15 protein-coding genes and 1 riboswitch are annotated in these 21,064 nt (G+C 43.8%); of the genes, 6 read left to right on the forward strand and 9 right to left on the reverse strand.

What is annotated here, in order from left to right:
• Positions 1 to 173: 173 nt before the first annotated feature.
• The 4 genes from mukB to cmoM all read right to left on the reverse strand — a co-directional run bounded on the left by mukB (position 174) and on the right by cmoM (position 7,660).
• The gene (mukB, locus tag ACMAZD_RS11290; RefSeq protein ID WP_435247291.1) at positions 174 to 4,634 is read right to left on the reverse strand and encodes a chromosome partition protein MukB; all 4,461 of its coding nucleotides are present in this window, start codon (positions 4,632 to 4,634) and stop codon (positions 174 to 176) included.
• Positions 4,631 to 5,431, reverse strand: coding sequence for a chromosome partition protein MukE (gene mukE, locus ACMAZD_RS11295; RefSeq protein ID WP_435247292.1), 801 nt, complete (start codon positions 5,429 to 5,431; stop codon positions 4,631 to 4,633). The genes mukB and mukE overlap by 4 nt, the downstream gene beginning before the upstream one ends.
• Entirely contained in the window at positions 5,412 to 6,749 is a 1,338-nt protein-coding gene (mukF, locus tag ACMAZD_RS11300) for a chromosome partition protein MukF (protein ID WP_435247293.1), read from the reverse strand. The genes mukE and mukF overlap by 20 nt, the downstream gene beginning before the upstream one ends.
• Before the next feature lie 125 nt (positions 6,750 to 6,874).
• The gene (cmoM, locus tag ACMAZD_RS11305; protein WP_435247294.1) at positions 6,875 to 7,660 is read right to left on the reverse strand and encodes a tRNA uridine 5-oxyacetic acid(34) methyltransferase CmoM; all 786 of its coding nucleotides are present in this window, start codon (positions 7,658 to 7,660) and stop codon (positions 6,875 to 6,877) included.
• A 115-nt stretch (positions 7,661 to 7,775) separates the two neighbouring features.
• Between cmoM and elyC the strand changes: the two genes are divergently transcribed.
• Positions 7,776 to 8,627 (forward strand): envelope biogenesis factor ElyC, encoded by an 852-nt coding sequence (gene elyC / locus ACMAZD_RS11310; RefSeq protein ID WP_435247295.1) that lies wholly within the window; start codon positions 7,776 to 7,778, stop codon positions 8,625 to 8,627.
• Positions 8,628 to 8,824: 197 nt separating this feature from the next.
• Here the strand turns inward: elyC and torR are convergent, their stop codons facing one another.
• Positions 8,825 to 9,538 carry a two-component system response regulator TorR gene (gene torR, locus ACMAZD_RS11315; protein WP_435247296.1) on the reverse strand — a complete coding sequence of 238 codons (714 nt, stop codon included), beginning with the start codon at positions 9,536 to 9,538 and terminating at the stop codon, positions 8,825 to 8,827.
• A gap of 288 nt (positions 9,539 to 9,826) precedes the next feature.
• Between torR and torD the strand changes: the two genes are divergently transcribed.
• The 5 genes from torD (at position 9,827) to ACMAZD_RS11340 (ending at position 13,969) form a co-directional block, all read left to right on the forward strand.
• Entirely contained in the window at positions 9,827 to 10,474 is a 648-nt protein-coding gene (gene torD / locus ACMAZD_RS11320) for a molecular chaperone TorD (protein ID WP_435247297.1), read from the forward strand.
• 318 nt (positions 10,475 to 10,792) lie between these two features.
• Positions 10,793 to 11,797, forward strand: coding sequence for an HTH-type transcriptional repressor PurR (gene purR / locus ACMAZD_RS11325; RefSeq protein ID WP_435247298.1), 1,005 nt, complete (start codon positions 10,793 to 10,795; stop codon positions 11,795 to 11,797).
• Between the two features lie 174 nt (positions 11,798 to 11,971).
• A riboswitch (cyclic di-GMP riboswitch) is annotated at positions 11,972 to 12,057 on the forward strand.
• Positions 12,058 to 12,184: 127 nt separating this feature from the next.
• Positions 12,185 to 12,775, forward strand: coding sequence for a TfoX/Sxy family DNA transformation protein (locus ACMAZD_RS11330; protein ID WP_435247299.1), 591 nt, complete (start codon positions 12,185 to 12,187; stop codon positions 12,773 to 12,775).
• A 132-nt stretch (positions 12,776 to 12,907) separates the two neighbouring features.
• Positions 12,908 to 13,588, forward strand: a complete 681-nt coding sequence (locus ACMAZD_RS11335) for a TVP38/TMEM64 family protein (RefSeq protein WP_435247300.1) — start codon at positions 12,908 to 12,910, stop codon at positions 13,586 to 13,588.
• Between the two features lie 63 nt (positions 13,589 to 13,651).
• The gene (locus ACMAZD_RS11340; protein WP_435247301.1) at positions 13,652 to 13,969 is read left to right on the forward strand and encodes a DUF2007 domain-containing protein; all 318 of its coding nucleotides are present in this window, start codon (positions 13,652 to 13,654) and stop codon (positions 13,967 to 13,969) included.
• Between the two features lie 104 nt (positions 13,970 to 14,073).
• Here ACMAZD_RS11340 and ACMAZD_RS11345 read toward each other — a convergent pair whose 3' ends face one another.
• The 4 genes from ACMAZD_RS11345 to topA all read right to left on the reverse strand — a co-directional run bounded on the left by ACMAZD_RS11345 (position 14,074) and on the right by topA (position 20,972).
• Entirely contained in the window at positions 14,074 to 14,871 is a 798-nt protein-coding gene (locus tag ACMAZD_RS11345; RefSeq protein ID WP_435247302.1) for an alpha/beta fold hydrolase, read from the reverse strand.
• Between the two features lie 286 nt (positions 14,872 to 15,157).
• Positions 15,158 to 16,612 (reverse strand): glycogen synthase GlgA, encoded by a 1,455-nt coding sequence (gene glgA, locus ACMAZD_RS11350; RefSeq protein ID WP_435247303.1) that lies wholly within the window; start codon positions 16,610 to 16,612, stop codon positions 15,158 to 15,160.
• Positions 16,602 to 17,819: a glucose-1-phosphate adenylyltransferase gene (glgC, locus tag ACMAZD_RS11355; protein WP_435247304.1), complete on the reverse strand. Its 1,218-nt coding sequence runs from the start codon at positions 17,817 to 17,819 to the stop codon at positions 16,602 to 16,604. The genes glgA and glgC overlap by 11 nt, the downstream gene beginning before the upstream one ends.
• Before the next feature lie 522 nt (positions 17,820 to 18,341).
• Positions 18,342 to 20,972, reverse strand: a complete 2,631-nt coding sequence (gene topA / locus ACMAZD_RS11360; protein WP_435247305.1) for a type I DNA topoisomerase — start codon at positions 20,970 to 20,972, stop codon at positions 18,342 to 18,344.
• Between the last annotated feature and the right edge of the window lie 92 nt (positions 20,973 to 21,064).

Genomic DNA, 21,064 nt, shown 5'->3' on the forward strand with positions numbered 1-21,064 from the left:
TCGATAACTAATCGAGTTCAATAGAAAGCCGCATAACTCTGAGAGTTACGCGGCTTTTTTGTTAGATTCAAGGTAAAAAAAAGCCCCTAATGATTAGGGGCTTTGAATAAATATCATAGAGTCGCTTTCGAGCTTATAGCTGCGCTATCAAGGTTATAACTCGGCTATCAAAGTTATTGATCAATTTCTTCGAGAAGCTCTTGCACCGGAGATGCCGGCTTGTTTTGAGCAAAGCCTCTTAGGCCAACAACGTGTACATGTTCGTGGTCTTTAAATACCTTACGAACCAGTTTGTAGGTTGTACCTTTCTCTGGGCTAATGTTCTCTGGCGCAGCAATCAGAAGCTGCATGCCTAGGCGGTCACACAGTTCAAACAGCGTAGAGATTGACTTAGAATCCAGACGTGCTGCTTCATCAAGGAACAACAAGCGACATGGAACGATGTCTTTACTACGAAGTCGACGAGACTCTTCTTCCCAGCTCTGAATAACCATCAACAGGATTGACTGACCAGTACCGATCGCCTCACCCGTAGACAGCGCGCCCGATTCCGCTTGTAACCAACCATCTGAACCACGGTTAACTTCAACACTCAGCTCTAGGTAGTTACGGTAATCCAGTAACTCTTCACCGAGAACTTGTGGGGAACGTTGACCCATATCGATATGTGGATTCACACGTTGGAACAGTTTCGCCATCGCTTCAGAGAAAGTAAAACGAGTACTTTCAAACAAGTCTTTGTGCTGCTCTTGTTGAGTTGCGAGGCCTGATAATAAGATCTCGTGGCTTTCACGGATCTTAACGTTCAAACGCACGCCCTTAACCTGACCAAAGTAGATATTCGACAAACCTTGGTTCAGCATTCGAATACGGTTCTGCTCACGCTGAATCGTTTTCTTGATGATGCTTGCTACCGATTCAGAGCTGATCGCTAAGCGGTTTTCACGCTGCGTCAATTCCTCTGTTAGACGAGCAAGTTCAACTTCCATCTCTTCGATTGCTTCAACTGGATCATCCGTATGAATGATGTCTTGGCGAATACGCTCACGAAGGTGTTGATAAACCGCAATGTAGAACAGAACTTTACGCTCTGGATGCGCGTTGTCTTCAGATAGACGCAGCGAATCACGAAGGTCTTCATTGTCAGACACAGCCAAACGCAGTGCACCCAATGATTTATCCGACATAGAGCGAAGCTCGCCTGCCGTTAGATAAGCCAGTTCACGTTTATGCAGACGACGTTCAACATCATTCTCACGTGCTAAACGAAGTACTGAACACCAACCCGCTTTCGCTGCAACAACGAAGGTACGAAGCTCGGTGTACTCTTTCTGTACTTTCTTAAGACGCTTAGCCAGTGCTTTCATCTCAAGTTCAGTTGACGTAATGGTACGCTCGTATTCACTCTTACGACCACGTGAAGTATGCAAACGCTCATGCAGTTCGTCACGACGACGCACAGCACGTTCTTCAGCGCCTTCATCAGCATTTACGCCAAACTCTTGAAGCTCTTGTTTGAACTCTTGAACCGTTTCTTGTTTCGCTTGATGTGAGCTCTTCAGTGCTGCCAATACTTGGTTGTACTGGTTCGTCTGTTCACGAGCTTGCTTCAAGCCATCACGGCCCTTGGTTCTTTCTTGTTCTGCTTGAACCAACTTCGCTTTCAATTGCTCACTCAGTTCGCTGCTCTTGTTAAGCAGGTCTACAGAATCCGCGTAAGCAAAGTAGTGACGACGTTCGATTAAGTCAGACAGAGCAAACACTTTACCCTTCAAGCTTTGTAGAGCTTGGTCTGCTTGTTGGTATTGCGCTTCCAGTGCCTCGAACTGTTCTGGGTCAGCATCGAGTGCTGAAACGATCTGATCGAGCGAAGCCAATGCTTTACCGTGGTGGTTCAGGTACGACTTCGCTTCGCTCAAGCGCTCGAGTTGCGCTTCCAATTCAGCAAGACGCTCAACCAATGTTTCGTCTTCTAAAATACGAACCATTGGTGCTAGTTTGTCTAATGCACCGATTGCCTGCTTGCTTTGTCGAAGTTGGCTGCGTTGCTGTTGTTCTTTAGAGTCTAGCTCTGCCAGAGAACGGACAATTTGGTTACGCTTATACCGAATAGACGCTAGCGCCTGCTCTGGATCAGCGTTAAACGCAACGTGTAGGTGTGTAGCAACAAAGCTATTGAATGCTTGGTATAGGCGATTCAATTTCTGCGAATCAAACGCAGCTTTCGCATGGTTCTCCACAACCACATCACGCTCTTCACGCAATTTCTCTAAACGTTGCTCACGAGCCGCACGTCCAAACAGAGGGATCTCAGGGAAACGAGAATAACGCATCTGGCGATCGTTCAGCTGAACACACACCGCACCTTCGAGTTCATCAGCATTGAATGAGCTATCATCAAACGCATCGACATCGCCTTCAAGGATGTAAAGGTCGTCTGGGCAATCTTCAAGATCCACCAGCTTCTCTTTAATACCATCAAGATCTGACACAACAATCGCGTGACGCGCTGGGCCATACATCGCACTGAAATACGGTGCATCACCAATGGTAATGTCGTCGTAGATCTCAGAAAGCAACACGCCACCCAGAGTATCCGCAAGGCCTTTCAGTCGAGGATCGTTAGAACCGCCCGGAGACGCTAAGCGTTCAATCTCTTGCTCAAGTTCAGCACGGCGAGTTGCTAACTGATCTTTTGCTACTGATTGAGACTTTTCGGCTTCGAGCACTTGTTGCATTTGAGTCATCACCGCTTGACTATTTTCTAGCTCAGTATCCGTTTGATCTCTTAATGTCTCAAGCGCGTCGTTGGCCGTGATCCATGCTGGAGCAATTGACTCCAGTTTTTGAATCTCTTGATCGTGATTTTGTTGAACACGACGTTGCTCACTCTTCGCTTCACGCAGTTCTTCTTGAGCGTACTCAAGCGATTCGATCTGCATAGCATGACGCTCGCGTTCTTCATCAAAGATCGCTTCATCTGTGAGTAATACGTTGTGTTGCTTTTGGTATTCGGTCGCTAGCTCTTTAGCTTGACGCTGTTGCGCTACATCACGAGCCATATCACGGTGCTGTGCACGCCACTGCTGTTCGTTTTCGACAACGTGTTTTGCGTTACGGCCTTTCTCTAATACTTGTTTAGCGCTGTGAGAAGCGTTTTTACGCTCTACATCGCAAACGATGCTTTTAACAAGAGAAAGCGCTTTGTCGAACTGCGCAGAGGCAGCTGAAGACATGTCTAGCTTATGTTTAGTAGACAGTAGCGTTTGAGTGCTTGATCCTTCTTGTGCTTTTAGCTCAGAAACCAGAGTTAATGCGCTTTCTGCGGTAATCGATTCATCACCGAGTAGCTGCTTGGTTTTTTCTAACGCTTGAACTGCTTGTTGGTATTGCAACGCTCGAGTCTGCTGAACATCCAACGCTTGTTGGTAGTCAGCAAGCTGAGTTTTCAGGCTATCCACTTCTTCTTCAGTAATGGTTGCCTGCTCTTCCGCTAGAAGTACTCGTTCTTGAGCTTCTTCAACTACCATCATCTGCTCTTCTAGACGCTCATTAAGCTCTTCTAGATCTTCGCTATAGCGAGCAATTTTCTCTTGCTGACGAAGTGCAGTTTGAACCAACTGAAGATGATCCGAAGCCGCTTGATAATCTTGCTCAAGTGCAGACTCTTGATCAACCAACTGCTCGAGCTCTTCTTGAACTCGGTTCAACAGGTTATTTTGATTAAGCAAGGTTTCACGTGAGCCAAACAATTCACCACGGAACTTCATGGTTTGATCAAGCTTATTACGGCGATCGTTGGCATGGCGCATGTAGTCTGCTGCCACGTAATTGGTCGATTCGGTGATCAAGTGCTTGAACAAGTCACGATCCGACTGAGTCGTTTTGATCGCTTCAAGTGTCATGCGGTTTTCGCGAAGTGCTGATTCCATATCTTGGAACGCTTTCTTCACACCACCATTTTGTGGCAGAAGGTAATCACGCAGTGAACGCGTAATTGCACTTGAGATACCACCATAAAGTGATGCTTCAATCAGGCGGTAGAATTTAGAACGGTCGCTGCTGTTACGCAGTTTTTTCGGCACAACACCGTACTCAAACATTTGAGCGTGATAATCGACAATCGAAGAGAAGGCTTTGAAGTGCGCGCCTTCGTATTGTGCAACTGCCGCTTTTACGTCGTTTAACTGACATACGCGAGCATGACTGTCTGAAACGTTCTGAATCAACACATCAGTTGGTTTCACGTCGCTTGGAAGGCCTTGGATAACAAACGGTTTGATGTCTACTTTCTTGTCACGACCTGCTACTTGCTGCAGTTTTACCGCGAACAATAGGCGTTGATTACGAGAGTTCACCACATCTAACGCAGCATAACATGCACCAGGCTGAAGCTTGCCGTAAAGGCCTTTATCACGAGAAGACTGTGAGCTGCCTGCTTCCGTTGTATTACGGAAGTGCAGAAGGCTTTGGTCAGGAATGAGTGCCGTGATGAATGCCGCCATGGTGGTAGACTTACCCGCACCGTTACCGCCAGAAAGCGTTGTAACCAATCCATCGATATCAAAAGTACGTGCAAAGAAGCCGTTCCAGTTGATCATGGTTAATGATTGATACTTACCTCTTTCAATCATGCATCACCTTCTACTTTGTTCTGTTCGCCAAGATTTGATTCGTCATCAAAGTCGGCTTGATCGTTAAAAATGTCTTGCTGACCGTTTTCGTCTACATCTAGTTCCGATACAGCTTCCGCTTGTTCTTCATTTAGCAAGCTGCCTTGGTTAGGCTCTTGGGTATGAACCACAGCTTCACCATCACGGATTAGACGCAACTGAGCTTCTTTCATGTCGTCGCCAACACGAACATCAGCACCAAAACGGAATACCGCTTCACTGATTCGGAACTTGCCCGTTTCACCAATCGCAATCAGCATGCCGATACGACGTAAACGACGTAAAGATGTGCGTACTTTTTCAAAGAGCTTTTCTTTGTCCAAGTCAGAACAAGACGCTCGGTTCGTCGCTAGTTTCATGAGTTTTTTCTCATCGGCTAGCGAAATCAGCTCATCAAATAGCTCTTGATTTGTAAAGATACCCTCGTGAGCTAAACGCTCTGGGCTTAGGTATAAGAAACACAATACCTTGCCGACGAGCATATCGAGCTCAGACAAAACACTCCGACTAATCAAAGACGTAGAACGCGGGCGCAGATAGAAAAAACCTTCAGGCGCTTTCACGAGTTCCGTGTTGTAGCGTTGGTAAAAATGCTGAAGTTCCACTTCGAAATCAGAAAGCAACGCGTGGTTGTCTAGGTCTTCTGTTGAAATATGCTTGCCTGAACGCAGCATGCTGTCTAGCGCAGGGAACAGCGGGTTCGCTATCGCTTTTACCAGTTTCTCTGGCATGTAATCATCAGTACTTGTTAATGACATTTGCTTGTACCTTTGCACCGAAATCGTTGATTGCCTGCCAATCCGGCTGAATAGCCTGATAGTCAGACGCTGAGTAACCTAAGCGCACAGCTTGGTCGACAACAATTCTGGCTAAATCAAAATGGTGTGTGCGAGGGTGTGCTGCGAGATAATCGCGTAACACAAGACCAAGATCAATTGGCGCACCTTGCTGTTTGTGAGCTTTTAACATCTCTGCAATTCGGTCTGAAAGCAGGTCGTTCACTTGCTCGAATTCTTCGTACTCTACTTCCATCGGTGCTTGCCCCATCACTTCGTCATCACGAAGCACCAAGGCTTCATCACGAAGATCGGTCAGCTTTTCAGCATCGGCATAAGTCAGTAACCAAGGTGCATCAAAGTAGTCGGTAACCGACTGACGCAAGCGTTGGCTAAAGGCACGGTTTTTATCCATATCAATCGCGGTACGGATAAATTTATGTACGTGGCGGTCATAACCGATCCATAAGTCGATCGCCTGTTGGCCCCAACTTGTGATTCGATCGAGTTTCATTTGCAAACCAAACAAGGTTTCGCCTACGAACTCAAGTTCATCATCACCGTACACAATTTCTTGAATATCGAGGATCTGGGTTTGTAGTTCGTCGCCGGCCGCTTGCAAGGTGTCTTGCAATTCTTTTAGCGTGGCTGAGGTTTCCGATAGCAAAGACTCACAGTTATTGATCGCTTCTCGCCAATCTTTATTAAGAAGATCGGCGATTTGCTGTTTGACGGTTTGTTGCTGCTCGTCCATCACACGCTGGTTTAAATCGATCTGATCGAAGATCTCACCCACTGAATATTTCAAAACGCCATAAACGTTCTTTTGCCAGTGACCAGGTGTTCCACCTCTTTGCGCAGCTTCAATCGCTTTAGCCATCTCATCTGCAACCATCGAAAGTTGAATCGACAGTTTTAACTTAGAGAATTGACGGTGACGTAAGTAATAATCTGAAATTCCGATCGCAAGTGGAGAAAGACGGTAAATACTCGCACCGTCGGTAACCTCACTAGTAAAACGACTGATCAGTTTTTGTTTAACCAACTCGTTGATAGCGTTGTTTGCACGGAATGCAGACGCTTCACCGGTATCTTCAAACAGACGAGTGACAATGGTAAATGCATCGTGTAATTCACCTTCACCTAGCTCTTCATCGAACCTTTCATTGCTTAGCACAGCGATAGCAATCAAAAATGCTAAACGTTCTGGCGGCAAGTTTAATGAAAAGTCATGCTGCTTGACCCAGCCTACCAACTCATCAATTGGCTGCTCTTCGGCAGTTTGAGTCATTTCACTCATTGTGGTTCCTGTTACTGTTTTTCGAAATATCGAACATGTTAGATATTACGTCTATTTCTTTATGACGCGGGCTTCTTACGATTGCATAGCGCATGTTGTGGCTTCTTTTACCACATTCACCGCTGTTATTGCGCAGGTTTTTGAGCCCAAACGTGAATATAACGGCCTAGCGACAGATATGGCTCTTGGCGACACAGCTGTTTTTCTAGTCCCAATACATCTTCAAATTGGTAATCGCCCATGTACTCCATATTACCTATGTAGTCACTAAAGGAGCGAATGCCTGATTTACCACAGATTTCTAGACCAGCGTCTTCTATCCATTGATAAACTTCTTCTGGCTTCAAGCCCTTTTGTGGTTGCAGCTTAAACCGTTTTCGATGTGGCATCCCATTCAATACATGAGGAATGTTGCCACAAATCACATTTTTCAGGACTAATCCGTGGTGGTTGTAAAACATTATCGAGGCAACGCCACCGGGTTTTACTTGTTCTAGTAATAAATCAAGTGCCTCTCTAGGATCTGCGAGCCATTCCATTACGGCATGAAACATCACAAAGTCAACTTGGCCTTCAAGGTGCTCTGCTACTTTTTGTACCGGAGAATGAATGAACCGATACTGCTCTAACAAACCCGCTTCGCTGATACTTTCTTCTGCAAGCTTAAGCATCTCAGAAGAGAGATCACACAGAGAAACGTTATGCCCTAACGCAGCTATTTTTTGCGACATCTGTGCAAGACCGCCTCCGGCATCAAGAACATGCAGAGGTGAGGCTGATTGTTCAAATTTGCTCAAAGCTTGTTCTAAATCTTCCCATACGATGATCTGACGGATCTCTCCTTTGTCAGAGCCGTAAATATTTTTTGCAAATTTGTGGGCAATATCGTCGAAATTACGGTCTTCAGTCACGGCTACTTGAGTTATTATGTCCTATCGTGCCTGCTATTCTGTCACAGGAATTTCAGGAATAAAGAGGCGATGTCTCTTTTTACTACTAAGTGATGTTTTTTCGGACTATTCGGATATGTTTGAGCTGAAAAAAGTAGTGTCTTCGCTATTGATGCCACTGCCAGCAATGTTAATTCTCGCTTTTCTGGGTTTAGCCCTAGTGATGTTTACTACTAAAAGGAAGACTGGTTGCCTAATTACCCTTTCAGCCCTCTGTAGTATTTTCCTAATCGCTTTCCAACCAGTTTCTAGTCAACTTTTAATGCCAATGGAAAGGCAACACACCGCATTTTTGCCCGTAGACGACACCATCGACTACGTTATGGTTCTTGGAAGTGGTCACGTCGTCGATGATCAAATTCCACCAACATCAGAACTTAGTCGCACAGGGCTCATGCGTTTAAGTGAAGGCATTCGTATTCTTCGCCTTTACCCTGGTGCAAAACTCATTTTGTCTGGCTACGGTGCAGGCACTGAAGTGAGCAACGCAAGAATGATGGCCAAAGTAGCGTTAGCCTTGGGCGTAGCAAAACCCGATATCATTCTGCTTGAAACCGCTAAAGACACGTGGGAAGAGGCGCGCCAAGCGGCCGCATTCGTTAAAAATAAAAATATGGTGTTAGTAACATCGGCGAGCCACATGACTCGCGCATTGAATGAATTCCATGCGGCAGGTATGAAGCCATTACCCGCACCAACCAACTACCTTGCACAAGAAGGCATTGTTGAACCTTGGAATAAGTACATGCCTAAAGCGCTCTATCTTGAACAGACAGAACGTTACTGGTACGAAACAATGGGGTTAGTTTGGCAAAGTCTCCGTGATTGGCTAGACACAAGCAATGACAATATCGAAGAACCTTCGGTTATCCCTGAGCCTTCTATTTTAGAAGAGGACGATGGTGTAGCTTCTGCTGCGCAGTCTTAATGAGAGTTCTTGATTTCAAGTATCTACTTTAGTGTCACTGCTTTTATATAACGACTTTCGAGCCACTCATGAATCGTCAAGAAAGCGATAAGCGATAAGCGATAAGCGATAAAACGCAAATAAAAAGCCGAGACATCAATGATGTCTCGGCTTTTTTACGTTCAAATTTTGTTGCTGACTAGAACTCCCGAAGAGAATCAGTCACCAGCAAACATGTAACCTTCACCGTGAACCGTCACAAAGATTTGTGGGTTCTTAGGGTCAAACTCCATCTTCGCACGCATGCGACGGATTAACACGTCGATGGTTCGGTCATTTGGAGCATCCACTCGGTGGCTGATCATGTTCAAAATACGTTCACGACTTAGCACTTGGTTAGGGTAAGAAGAAAGCGCAACGAGCAGCTCATATTCTGCTTTAGTCAGCTTAACTGGCTCACCGTTTTTACTTAAAGCACGACGAGGGATATCAAACGTCCACTCACCAAAACGAACCACAGATTCGTCTTCTGCTTCAACTGCCGCACCCACCGCTGTTTTACGAGCAGCAGCAATACGCCAAAGTAAGTTTTTAACTCGAACTAATAACTCGCGCAGTTCGATGGGTTTAGTAACATAATCGTCTGCGCCCATTTCTAGGCCTACAATTTTGTCGATGCTATCCGTGCGTCCAGTAACTAAAATAATCCCAATGTCCGATTGACTGCGTAATTCGCGAGTTAGCATCAATCCATCTTCGCCTGGTAAGTTGATGTCTAGCATAATGAGGTCAACGTTGTTTTCTTCCAACACGTTTCTCATTTGAGCGCCGCTTTCCGCTTCACTCACTGTGTAACCTTCGTTTTGGAAATATCCAACCAGCTTACTGCGGGTTACCACATCATCTTCTACGACTAATACGTGATAGCTCATCTACACCACTTTTCTTATTTAATAGTTTCAGTAACCATTCTATTCATAACTAGTAACAATTCTAGTGGTACAGCAGATAAAAGCGAGAAACATGAATCTTTTTTGATACAAGACAATCTAAAACCTTGCTATTTACCGTCCATCGCAATTCAATATAGGCATTACGACTAACGAGTCACTTTGCGTTTAGCAAATAACCTTGTTATTGAGCCTTGGTGTGCTTATGCCCAAATGATTTCACGATGCTTGGGTATATAAACATCACAAGACTAAATCAGGATCTATGAAATGAAAGATACGAAAGCATTCAACGAACAAAGAGCTGAAATATACTGGTGGCTATCAAGCTTGTTCGCTAAAGAGCTCACACAAGAAGAACTCGATCACTACCATTCTGTTGAGATTCGTTCTTTTCTGACTGGTTTAGGCGAAAACGAAACACTTAAGCCTGCGATTGACACTCTGGTAGACGCATTGAACCGTCTACAAACACGTGAAGATGCCCAACTAGAACTGTCTGCTGACTTCTGCGATCTATTCTTAAAGACAGATAAACATGGTGCTCTACCTTACGCTTCAATGTATATCGGCAAAACGGGTCTGTTAAACGACAAGCCAGCTAAAGACATGGAAGATATCATGGCTAAGCACAACTTGGTGGTAAACCAAGATCTGAAAGAGCCAGCAGACCACATTGCTATCGAACTTGATTTCCTTGGTAATCTCATCATCCGTTCAAATGAAACTGAGCTTGAAGAAGAATTAGAAAAATCGTTCGCTGTTCAACAACAGTTTATTGAACAACAACTTCTTACTTGGGTACCAAAGTTCAACGCTAGATGTCGTGAGATCGATTCATTCGGTTTCTATGCATCGATTGCCTCTCTTCTCGTTGCCTTCTGTAATCTGGACACTCAGTATTTAGCGGGTGAATAAGATTCGCTGATGATTAAGTAAACAAATTCAATAGAATGTGACAATTCACCCAGATTTCTGGGTGAATTTTATTGCGAGTAATTTCTAGTCAGTCTAAAATTGTGACCGCAAACGATAAAATATGAAACATTCACGAAATGCTATGCTTATTTAAGTTCAGAGCATTTCGGTGTTAAGACAAGCCGCTCAATAGCGGTTTTTTGTTTTTTAGCACTTTAATACCCCAAAGAGCCCTACAAATTTAAGCTCTTAGTTAGGTAGCTTAACGGCTGCTTTATTCCGTACTTGGGAAAGTAGCTTCTATAATAGGATAAAACCATGGCCACTATAAAAGATGTCGCTCGCTTAGCAGGCGTATCAACTACCACCGTTTCTCACGTAATCAACAAAACACGTTTTGTTGCAGAAGCGACTCAAGAGAAAGTAAACAAAGCCGTAGACGAATTAAACTACGCGCCAAGTGCTGTTGCTCGTAGCTTGAAATGCAATTCAACACGTACTATCGGCATGCTAGTGACTCAATCAACAAACCTTTTCTTCTCGGAAGTGATCGATGGTGTTGAAAGCTACTGCTACCGTCAAGGTTACACTTTGATTCTGTGTAACACAGGTGGTATCTATGAGAAGCAACGTGACTACATTCGAATGCTTGCAGAAAAACGTGTAGATGGCATCTTGGTTATGTGTTCTGACTTAACAGAAGAACTTCGTGGCATGTTAGATCGCCATGCTGATATCCCAAAAGTTGTCATGGATTGGGGCCCTGAAACCTCTCAGGCTGATAAGATCATCGATAACTCTGAAGAAGGCGGCTATCTAGCAACCAAATACCTGCTAGAACGTGGTCACACAAAGATTGCTTGTTTAAGTGGCCACTTAGACAAAGCAGCATGTGTAGAACGCATCGCGGGTTACAAACGCGCACTCAATGAAGCGAAGGTCGAAACCGACGAAAAGCTCATCATTGAAGGTAACTTCGAGTGTGATACCGCTGTACTTGCGGCTGATAAAATTGCTCAGATGGAAGATCGCCCTACCGCTGTGTTCTGTTTTAACGACACAATGGCACTTGGCCTAATGAGTCGCCTGCAACAGCAAGACATTCGCATTCCTGAAGATATTTCGGTTATCGGTTACGACAACATTGAACTTGCAGAATACTTCTCTCCACCATTGACAACGGTTCACCAACCTAAGCGTCGTGTTGGTAAAAATGCATTCGAAATTTTGTTGGAACGCATTAAAGATAAAGATCATGAAAAACGTGTCTTTGAAATGCACCCTGAAATTGTTGAGCGAAGCACAGTTAAAACGTTAAATTAATTGATAAATCGAGTTTAATTTCATTAAGCGCACCTTTGGGTGCGCTTTTTTTATAAGCAGACAAAATAAACCTAGTTGCACATCATCAAGATCATTAATTGGAGCAACATCACATTTTTAAATATCAGGTGTGAGCCTAATTCAACAAAAACTTTATTCTATTCAATCAGTCAGTCACGCACAGGGCAAACCACTTGAAAGAGTGAGACGCAAAGCTTCCGGCCTAAACCACTCGTTGGTATGGTAGCGGGGTTACCGATGGCAAAATGCAGTAGTTACTAACAATCTGGTAATTTACGGCTTATTGACAATTTAATTGCAACATTTTGCTAATCTTTCGGACCTGCTTATTTGGTGGCGTAGTTCAAATACACCGAGATAAATAACATGGATAAACCGATACTAAAGGACTCAATGAAATTATTTGAGCCCCTAGGAAAAATAAAATCACGCTCAATGTTTGGTGGATTCGGGCTTTTTGCTGATGACACTATGTTTGCTCTGGTTGTAAATGACCAGCTGCACATAAGAGCGGACAAAGACACAACAAGGCAATTCGAGCAACAAGGGTTTCAACCATACGTCTACAAAAAACGTGGTTTCCCTGTCGTCACTAAGTATTTCGCATTACCGGAAGGTTTATGGCAAGACCAAGAGAAAATCTTGCAGCTTGCTACGACGTCTCTGGGTTTTGCTAAAGAAGAGAAAGCTGAGCAGTCTTCTGCTAAGCCAACTCGACTAAAGGACCTCCCTAACCTTCGATTGGCTACCGAGCGTATGTTGAAAAAGGCGGGAATCGATTCCGTAGAATGCTTATATGAATCTGGCTCTGTAAACGCATTTAACGCCATCAAGGAATCGCATGCATCCTCTGTCAACATTGAGCTGCTTTGGGCGCTAGAAGGTGCGATCAATGGTACTCATTGGTCTGTTATACCGCAGCAACGTCGTGAAGAGCTTATCAGTCGCATCAATTAATATTGTCAGTTCAAACTATCTACATAACTAAGCCGCATTCTTGCGGCTTTTTTATATCTGTTGAAAGTTAATCTATGCTTTGCCTGTCTATCTATACTAATGGTATGCATTAAAAAATTAGAGGAAGTATCAATGAGTAAGAAAATGATATTGGGTATCGTGTTGGTCGTAATCATCGTCCTATTAGGCGTCAATTTCGGCCAATACCTAACACTTGAAAATGCGAAGACTCAACAAGCAGTTTTGAACGACTACATCGCGAGCAACTTTATTGTTGCTACTGCGATTTATTTTGCCGCCTATGTCATGATCACGGCTTTCTCAATCCCTGGCGCTGCAGTTGTTACTCTCTTAGGCGCTGCGCTGTTTGGTTTCTGGAACAGTTTACTGCTGGTGTCTTTCGCGAGTGCTATTGGTGCAACCCTCGCCTTCTTGAGTAGCCGTTACCTTTTACGTGACTGGATTCAAACCAAGTTTGGCGACAAGTTAGCAACGATTAACAAGGGTGTTGAAAAAGACGGGGCATTTTACTTATTCTCTCTACGTCTGATTCCTGTTTTCCCGTTTTTTCTTATCAACCTGTTAATGGGGTTAACCCCAATGTCGATGACTCGTTACTACATCACGAGTCAAATAGGCATGTTGCCAGGAACTGCGGTTTTCTTGAATGCTGGTACTCAACTCGCAGAAATTGATTCACTTTCGGGTATCGTATCTCCTTCAGTATTGTTGTCATTTTCCTTATTGGGTGTATTCCCAATTATTGCTAAATGGTTGATGAGTAAGTTTCGCTCAGCACCTGTCGCTGACTAACGTGTATAGCGGAATAACGTATATAACTGACTAAAACCCAAAACCGAATAAGGTTCTATTTCAATGAAAATCTTCAGTGCATCGAATCCTACAGAAGCCCATATCATCTGTGGATTGTTAGAAAGTGAGAATATTGCTTGTGAAGTCCGTGGTGAGGGTTTGTTCAGTTTGAAAGGGGAAATTCCATTCACTGAGGAAACTGACCCTTACGTATGGTTATATGAGCCAGAATTGGCCAATAAAGCCCGCACGATCGTTAATGACTACCAAAAACAGCAAGATTCGATCATCTATGAAGAGTGGCGTTGTGGAGAGTGCCATGAGATCAACGAAGCGCAATTTGGTTCTTGTTGGCAATGCGGCGCTGTATCACCAGAGTAAGAACATAACGAACGATACTCCTTCACAATAAAAACGGGAAGCTAATATTAGCTTCCCGTTTTTATTTAATTCGATTTATTTGTTCTGATAACGAACCCAGAAAGTCACTGGATTTGTTTTTGAATAAACGCGATTGAACGTTGGTTGAACTCTTCAGGGTTTTCAACATTACACACATGTCCGCAATTTGCTATTTCCACTAACTCACTCGACTCATGTGCTTCAACCATCTCTTTTACGGGCTTGATGAACATGTAGTCATGTTCTCCCATCAAGTAAAGAGTCGGGATTGGTAGCTCTCTATCTTTGAAATATTTCATCAGAGGGTTTACGTCAGCAGTCAGGATAAACCAGCGTTTAAATTCTTTTTGACACAGTTTTTTAGCTTCACGGATAAATAGATGGCGAGATTCTTTTTGGCTCTTTTGTGGCATGACAACATAAGCAAAAAGACTGTATAGCCACATGTATGGAATAATGTGCTTGCTTAAGTTGCCCAGTTTTATTAGTACTTGAGAGCGGGTATTGAGCTTAGTCACCGCTCCACCAAGTACCATTGAACGCACGCGACCTGCGGCTAATTCCGCTACATTGCGAACAATAATCGTCCCGAGAGACATACCAACGAAATGCGCGGAGCGGATTTTAAGATGATCCAGTACTTTGAGGATATCGAGTGTGACCGATTTGAATGTATAGCGGTTCGCTATCAGCTCTTTTAAAATATTGTCTGACTTACCATGCCCTCTCAGATCAATGAGAAGCAGGTTGAAATATTGTTTATACGCTTTGATCTGCTTGAACCAGATTGAGGAGCTGCCTCCCGCGCCATGCACAAACACAACCCATTCATCGCTCGTAGGGTGAGTAAATGTTTTATGAAATAATAAACTCTCAGACATACCTATCGCTTTAATTATAATAATGGAGCTATGCCTCATGACGAGGCAATGGCTAAGGATATCACGTTATTAAGAACTTTAAGTGATAATAGTGTCAAACCTAACATTAGTCATGTGAATACCTAGCCCGCCTTTTTTACCTGACTAAAATGCGTTTGCAAGTTTTGTCTTCGTAAACGTGATTTGCTCTGAACAGAAAACAAAAAGGCACTCTAATCTCAGAGCGCCTTCTTTCATTACAAACTATTACTAGCCGCCAGCTTAATTTTATAACTATTTCAGCGAGTTAAAGTGAAGAATGATACATTGCAAGATACTCTTTTGCCGCATCTTCCCAACTAAAATCTTGCTGCATAGCATAAAGCTGAACACGCTTAATTTCAGATGGGTTTTGTGCGTAGAGCAATAATGAACGATGTAACACAGCCAGTAACGCTTGTGGTGTCGGTTGATCAAAAGCAAACCCAGTCGCGACCTCAGGATCCTGATCGTAATCATTCACGCTATCTTTTAAACCACCTACAGAACGAACAATCGGTAACGTACCGTAAGCCATGCTATAGATTTGGTTTAAGCCACAAGGCTCAAACTCAGAAGGCATCAAGAAGAAATCTGAACCGGCCTCGACCAAATGCGCTAATTCGTTGTTATAAGCTTCAACAAACGTGAACTTGTCTGAGTGAAGTGCCGACAACTCTTTTAGCTGACTCGCCAATACAGGATCGCCTGTACCCACAATCACAATTTGCAAGTCGTTCTTCAAGAATTGCTCGATGATTGGCAATAAGTAATGAACGCCTTTTTGATTGGTCAGTCGGCAAACCATGCCGTATACAGCACAATCGATAACGGGTAGACCGACATCTTGTTGCAGTTTTTGCTTACAAGCCGATTTTCCGCGAACCATGCTGTGCTTGGTCGCTTTGTATTTGCGAGGCAAGAAAGCATCTGTTTCCGGGTTCCAGGCACCGTAATCACAGCCATTCAAAATACCGAACAGGTCGTCAGATCTGTGTTGGAATTCAGCCGCCATACCATGGCTGCCTAATTCCGTCTTCAGCTCTTGTGCATAAGTTGGACTGACCGCGTTCACTTTATCTGCATATAGCACACCCGCTTTTAGCATGGTCACGTGAGTATCACTTACCGCAGCTTCTGGGACATTATGACTGTGCATTTCAGGCAGAGATTGCAACTCTTTGTAAGAAAATACGCCTTTAAAAACAGCATTGTGAATCGAGATTACGCTGCGTGTATTTTTAAAAAAGTCGTGATGTTGATAACGAGACTTAAGCAAGAAAGGGACAAAGCCCGTATGCCAATCATTGGCATGGACGATATCCGGCTGAAAGCCAAGTTTAGGAAGCATATCCAGGCACGCAGCACTAAAGAACGAGAAACGCTCTCCATTATCGGCATAAGCATGATTATTTTCAGCGTACATTTCAGAGCGATCGAAATACTTAGCACATTCAATACCAAAAACTTGAACACCTTCGACGCTCAATTTCTTAACTTGATAAGCTGTGTGAGGCCAATGATCCAGCTCGGTAGCCAAGATGACTTCTGCTGAATCAATGTTTGGGATGTTTCGATAAGCGGGAATGGTCACTCGAACGTCTTGTTCGAGTGTTTGTAGGGCTTTAGGCAGTGCCTTGGCTACATCAGCCAAGCCACCACTTTTAATTAAGCCTTCAACTTCAGACGCTACAAAAAGTACCGAGAGAGTCTTAGTAACCAACTCGTGCTCCTTTAGAAATCACGACTATACCATCGTCAGATACATGGTAATGCTTTTTATCTTCTGTCAGGTTTACACCAATCTGGGTGCCTGGTGCAATATCTGCATCTTTATCAATGATAACTCGACGTAGTATACAGCCTTCGCCAACCTTCACATCACCAAGTAAGATACTCTCGCTGATATCACACGCTGATGCGATATTACTGCGGAAACCCAATACACTCTTTTCAATGCGCGAACCACGAACATAACTACCGCTGCACACAAGGCTATCAATGATCTGAATTCGACCATTTGCCGAGTCAGTAAAAGTAGCTGGTGGTAGTGGCGGGTAATAAGTGTGTAGAGGCCATTTTCGGTTGTATAACGAGAATGGCGCATCTTTCTTAAGAAGGTCCATATGAGCTTGCCAGTACGCGTCAATCGTACCTACATCGCGCCAGTAAACTTCTTCTTTTTCACCGGTAATGCGGTTAGTGCTGAAGTCATAAACAAACACGTCACCACGTGGGAACATGTTTGGAATAATATCTTTACCGAAATCGTGAGTAGAATCCGGCTTATCTGCATCTTCTGTTAGTTCGGCAAAAAGCTCTTTTGCTTCGAACACGTAGTTGCCCATTGAAACGAGCGCAGATTCAGGATCGCCTGGAATCGGCTTCGGATTTGCGGGTTTTTCTTCAAAGCCAATCATACGGCCTTCAGCATCGACCTCGATAACACCGAATTCTGATGCTTCCGCAAGCGGCATGCGCAATGCAGAAACGGTTAGCGCTGCTTGCTTCTCTTTATGGAAATCAAGCATCTGTTTGATATCCATTTTATAGATATGGTCAGAACCAAAAATACAGACTTGATCAGGTTCTTCTAACTCCATAAAGCCCATGTTTTGGTAGATAGCATCTGCTGTGCCTTCGTACCAGCGCTTCCCTTTACGCATTTGCGCAGGAATAGGGTCAATGAAGCGATCTGTTATCCCGCTGATATTCCAACCTTTTTTCATATGATGGAACAGTGATTGTGACTTGAATTGTGTTAATACATAGATCTTCATCAGATCAGCATTAACGAAGTTGTTCAAAGCGAAATCAATTAAGCGGTAGCTACCACCGAAAGGAACCGAGGGTTTGCTGCGAGATTCAGTTAAAGGTCTTAAGCGAGAGCCTTCACCACCAGCAAGAATCATTCCCAATACACCAGCCATTTTATTCTCCATATATTTATAGCTTGTCGATGTCAGCACTCGTAGAGGTCTCTTCCTCTGAGGGATGAGCACTAACACTTTTTCGGTACTTAACGAATATCTATTCACATACAGTGACAGTATCCTAAGCCAAACGTTGTTACATGTGCACTATTCCTTGCACTTGGTTTTATATACGTTATCGACTTTCCTGCCGATTTCAATTATTAATACGCCATTCTGTGTTACATAAGTTGATTGCTTTCCTAAGACTTAAAGCAGCTCACATTACAACGCCTGAGCGAAACATTACATTAACACCCGACACACATCAGGTATACAAATAAACACTGATCTGTGACTTACAATATTTTAATTAAGTTACACTCTCGTTACAGTTGAATAAGAAGGTGTCATTAATTTATTTTACGGTGTGAATTTAATTACCACAAATGAGATAGAAACTCAATAATTTGCATAATTAGTCATATTTAGATCAAAAAAAGCAGCCTCGTGGCTGCTTTTTTAGTCAATAACGTTCAATTACTTTTCTTTAGGCTTTTTACGTTTATCCGTTACTTCCCATTTGCCATCGATATATAACGCCGTCCAACCAGAAGGTTTTCCGTCCACTTCAGTTCGAACATAGTTTTCTTTTGTCTTACGACTAAAGCGAACTACTGCAGGCTTACCATCTGGATCAGCAGCAGGCGCTGATGCTAGGTATTGGAACTTAGGTGAAATACGATCTTTAAAACGAACAAGCTCTTCAACTAATGGTGCACGTGTTTCACGTGATTTAGGGAAATTACTCGCCGCCATAAACAAGCCAGAAGCACCATCACGAAGAACAAAGTACGCATCTGAGTTTTCACATGGAAGCTCAGGGAAGTGCACAGGATCTTCTTTAGGCGGCGCAACTTCGCCGTTTTTCAGTATCTTACGAGTATTTTTACAATCTTCACTCGTACAATCCATGTATTTACCAAAACGGCCGTTCTTAAGAACCATGTCAGAACCACATTTGTCACACTCGACAAGTGGACCATCATAGCCCTTCACTTTGAATTCGCCGTGTTCAACCACATAACCTTCACAGTTAGGGTTGTTACCACAAACATGCATCTTACGCTTATCATCAATCAGATAAGCATCCATTGCCGTTTCACAGATAGGGCAACGCTTTTTAGCTCGAAGTGCTGCGGTTTCAACATCTTCTTCGAGAACGTTGATAATACCTTCTTCATCACCAAGGTTGATCGTTGTCTTACAACGTTCTTTTGGTGGAAGTGCATAACCAGAGCAGCCTAGGAATACGCCTGTTGAAGCAGTACGAATACCCATTTTACGGCTACAAGTTGGACACTCAATATCGGTTTCAACGATATGGTTTGGCTTCATACCACCCGCATCTTCATCGAGATCCGCTTGCTCTAGGTCGCCAGTAAAGTCTGTGAAGAAGTTATCTAAAACGCCTTTCCAGCTCGCTTCACCTTCTGCGATTTGGTCTAACTTTTGCTCCATACGAGCTGTAAAGTCATAGTTCATTAGGTCATTGAAACTGCCGTCTAGACGGTCAGTAACAATTTCACCCATCTTTTCAGCATAGAAACGACGCTGTTCAACTTTCACATAGCCACGATCTTGGATTGTCGAGATGATTGATGCGTACGTTGAAGGACGACCAATACCACGCTTCTCAAGCTCTTTTACTAGCGCCGCTTCAGTGAAACGTGCTGGTGGCTTAGTGAAGTGCTGTTTAGGGTCTAGAGTAATCAGGTCAAGCTTATCGCCAATTTGAACAGCTGGAAGAATAGTATCTTCATTCTTGCCCATTGGACGTTGAACGCGAGTCCAACCATCAAATTTAAGGATACGGCCTTTCGCTTTCAGCGTGTACTCATCCGCTTTAACGCTTACTGTTGTTGAATCGTATTGCGCTGGCTTCATTTGACACGCGACGAATTGATTCCAAATCAGCGAGTAAAGTTTGTGAGCATCAGCATCAACACCATTTAAGTCTTCAGACTTCACATCAACACTTGAAGGACGAATCGCTTCGTGGGCTTCTTGTGCGCCCTCTTTGCTACCGTAAACAAGTGCTTTAGCTGGCAAATATTGCGCACCAAACTCAGAACCAATGTATTCACGTGCGGCCTCTACAGCCTCTGAACTCAAGTTAGTCGAGTCAGTACGCATATAAGTGATGTAGCCCGCTTCATAGAGACGCTGAGCCAGCATCATGGTTTTCTTTACGCCGTAGCCAAGACGCGTACTCGCAGCTTGTTGCAACGTTGACGTAATGTAAGGGGCAGACGGCTTACTCTTCGTTGGGCGGTCTTCACGTTTACATACTTCGTATTGAGCTTTATCTAAAACACTAACGGCAGCCAGAGTTTGCGCTTCGTTTACCGGTCTGAAAGCAACACCATCTTTTTGTGCTACTTGCAGTCTGAAATCTGTTTTATCCGTTGTTTTAGTATCAGCGTGCACATCCCAGAACTCTTCCGGGATAAAAGCGTTGATCTCGCGCTCACGCTCAACCAGTAGTTTTACAGCTACAGATTGAACACGGCCAGCGGATAGGCCTCGTGCTACTTTTTTCCAAAGCAGAGGTGACACCATAAAGCCCACAACACGGTCCATGAAACGTCGTGCTTGCTGTGCATTTACGCCATCGATGTTTAGCTCACCTGGAGTTTCGAAAGCTTGCTGAATAGCATTCTTAGTAATTTCGTTAAAAACCACTCGTTTGTATCGCGTTTCATCGCCACCGATGATCTCACGAAGGTGCCATGCGATAGCTTCTCCTTCGCGATCCAAATCGGTTGCGAGATAAACATGGTCTGCGTTCTCAGCCAGTTTTTGCAATTCAGCAACGACTTTTTCTTTACCAGGTAGAATTTGGTAGTTCGCTTCCCACTCATTGTATGGGTTGATACCCATCTTTTTAATTAGCGCTTTGCGATCTTTTTCTTTCTTGATACGAGCTTTATCTTCTGGGCTCATACCCTTGGTTGAAACTGCAGTAGCCTTTTTACCGGTGCTTTGACCTGCCGTTGGTAAATCACGTACGTGACCTACACTCGACTTAACGACAAAGTCTTTGCCAAGATATTTATTGATGGTTTTAGCCTTGGCCGGCGACTCCACTATAACTAGCGATTTACCCATATTGACTCTAACGTCCTTAATCACGATGCTTCAGCACCAACAATTTAACTTGTGGGCTTTTACGCATGATAGTCTAAATTCATTGCTTCTTT

The organism is Vibrio sp. nBUS_14 (assembly GCF_051201655.1).
Taxonomy (GTDB): domain Bacteria; phylum Pseudomonadota; class Gammaproteobacteria; order Enterobacterales; family Vibrionaceae; genus Vibrio.

Excerpts from the sequence above, each read along its gene's own strand:
- glgC (WP_435247304.1), bottom strand. The coding sequence starts at position 17,819 with ATGGCTGGTGTATTGGGAATGATTCTTGCTGGTGGTGAAGGCTCTCGC.
- topA (WP_435247305.1), bottom strand. The coding sequence starts at position 20,972 with ATGGGTAAATCGCTAGTTATAGTGGAGTCGCCGGCCAAGGCTAAAACC.
- torR (WP_435247296.1), bottom strand. The coding sequence starts at position 9,538 with ATGAGCTATCACGTATTAGTCGTAGAAGATGATGTGGTAACCCGCAGT.
- mukE (WP_435247292.1), bottom strand. The coding sequence starts at position 5,431 with ATGTCATTAACAAGTACTGATGATTACATGCCAGAGAAACTGGTAAAA.
- mukF (WP_435247293.1), bottom strand. The coding sequence starts at position 6,749 with ATGAGTGAAATGACTCAAACTGCCGAAGAGCAGCCAATTGATGAGTTG.
- ACMAZD_RS11345 (WP_435247302.1), bottom strand. The coding sequence starts at position 14,871 with ATGTCTGAGAGTTTATTATTTCATAAAACATTTACTCACCCTACGAGC.
- ACMAZD_RS11330 (WP_435247299.1), top strand. The coding sequence starts at position 12,185 with ATGGATAAACCGATACTAAAGGACTCAATGAAATTATTTGAGCCCCTA.
- elyC (WP_435247295.1), top strand. The coding sequence starts at position 7,776 with ATGTTTGAGCTGAAAAAAGTAGTGTCTTCGCTATTGATGCCACTGCCA.
- ACMAZD_RS11335 (WP_435247300.1), top strand. The coding sequence starts at position 12,908 with ATGAGTAAGAAAATGATATTGGGTATCGTGTTGGTCGTAATCATCGTC.
- mukB (WP_435247291.1), bottom strand. The coding sequence starts at position 4,634 with ATGATTGAAAGAGGTAAGTATCAATCATTAACCATGATCAACTGGAAC.
- purR (WP_435247298.1), top strand. The coding sequence starts at position 10,793 with ATGGCCACTATAAAAGATGTCGCTCGCTTAGCAGGCGTATCAACTACC.
- ACMAZD_RS11340 (WP_435247301.1), top strand. The coding sequence starts at position 13,652 with ATGAAAATCTTCAGTGCATCGAATCCTACAGAAGCCCATATCATCTGT.
- torD (WP_435247297.1), top strand. The coding sequence starts at position 9,827 with ATGAAAGATACGAAAGCATTCAACGAACAAAGAGCTGAAATATACTGG.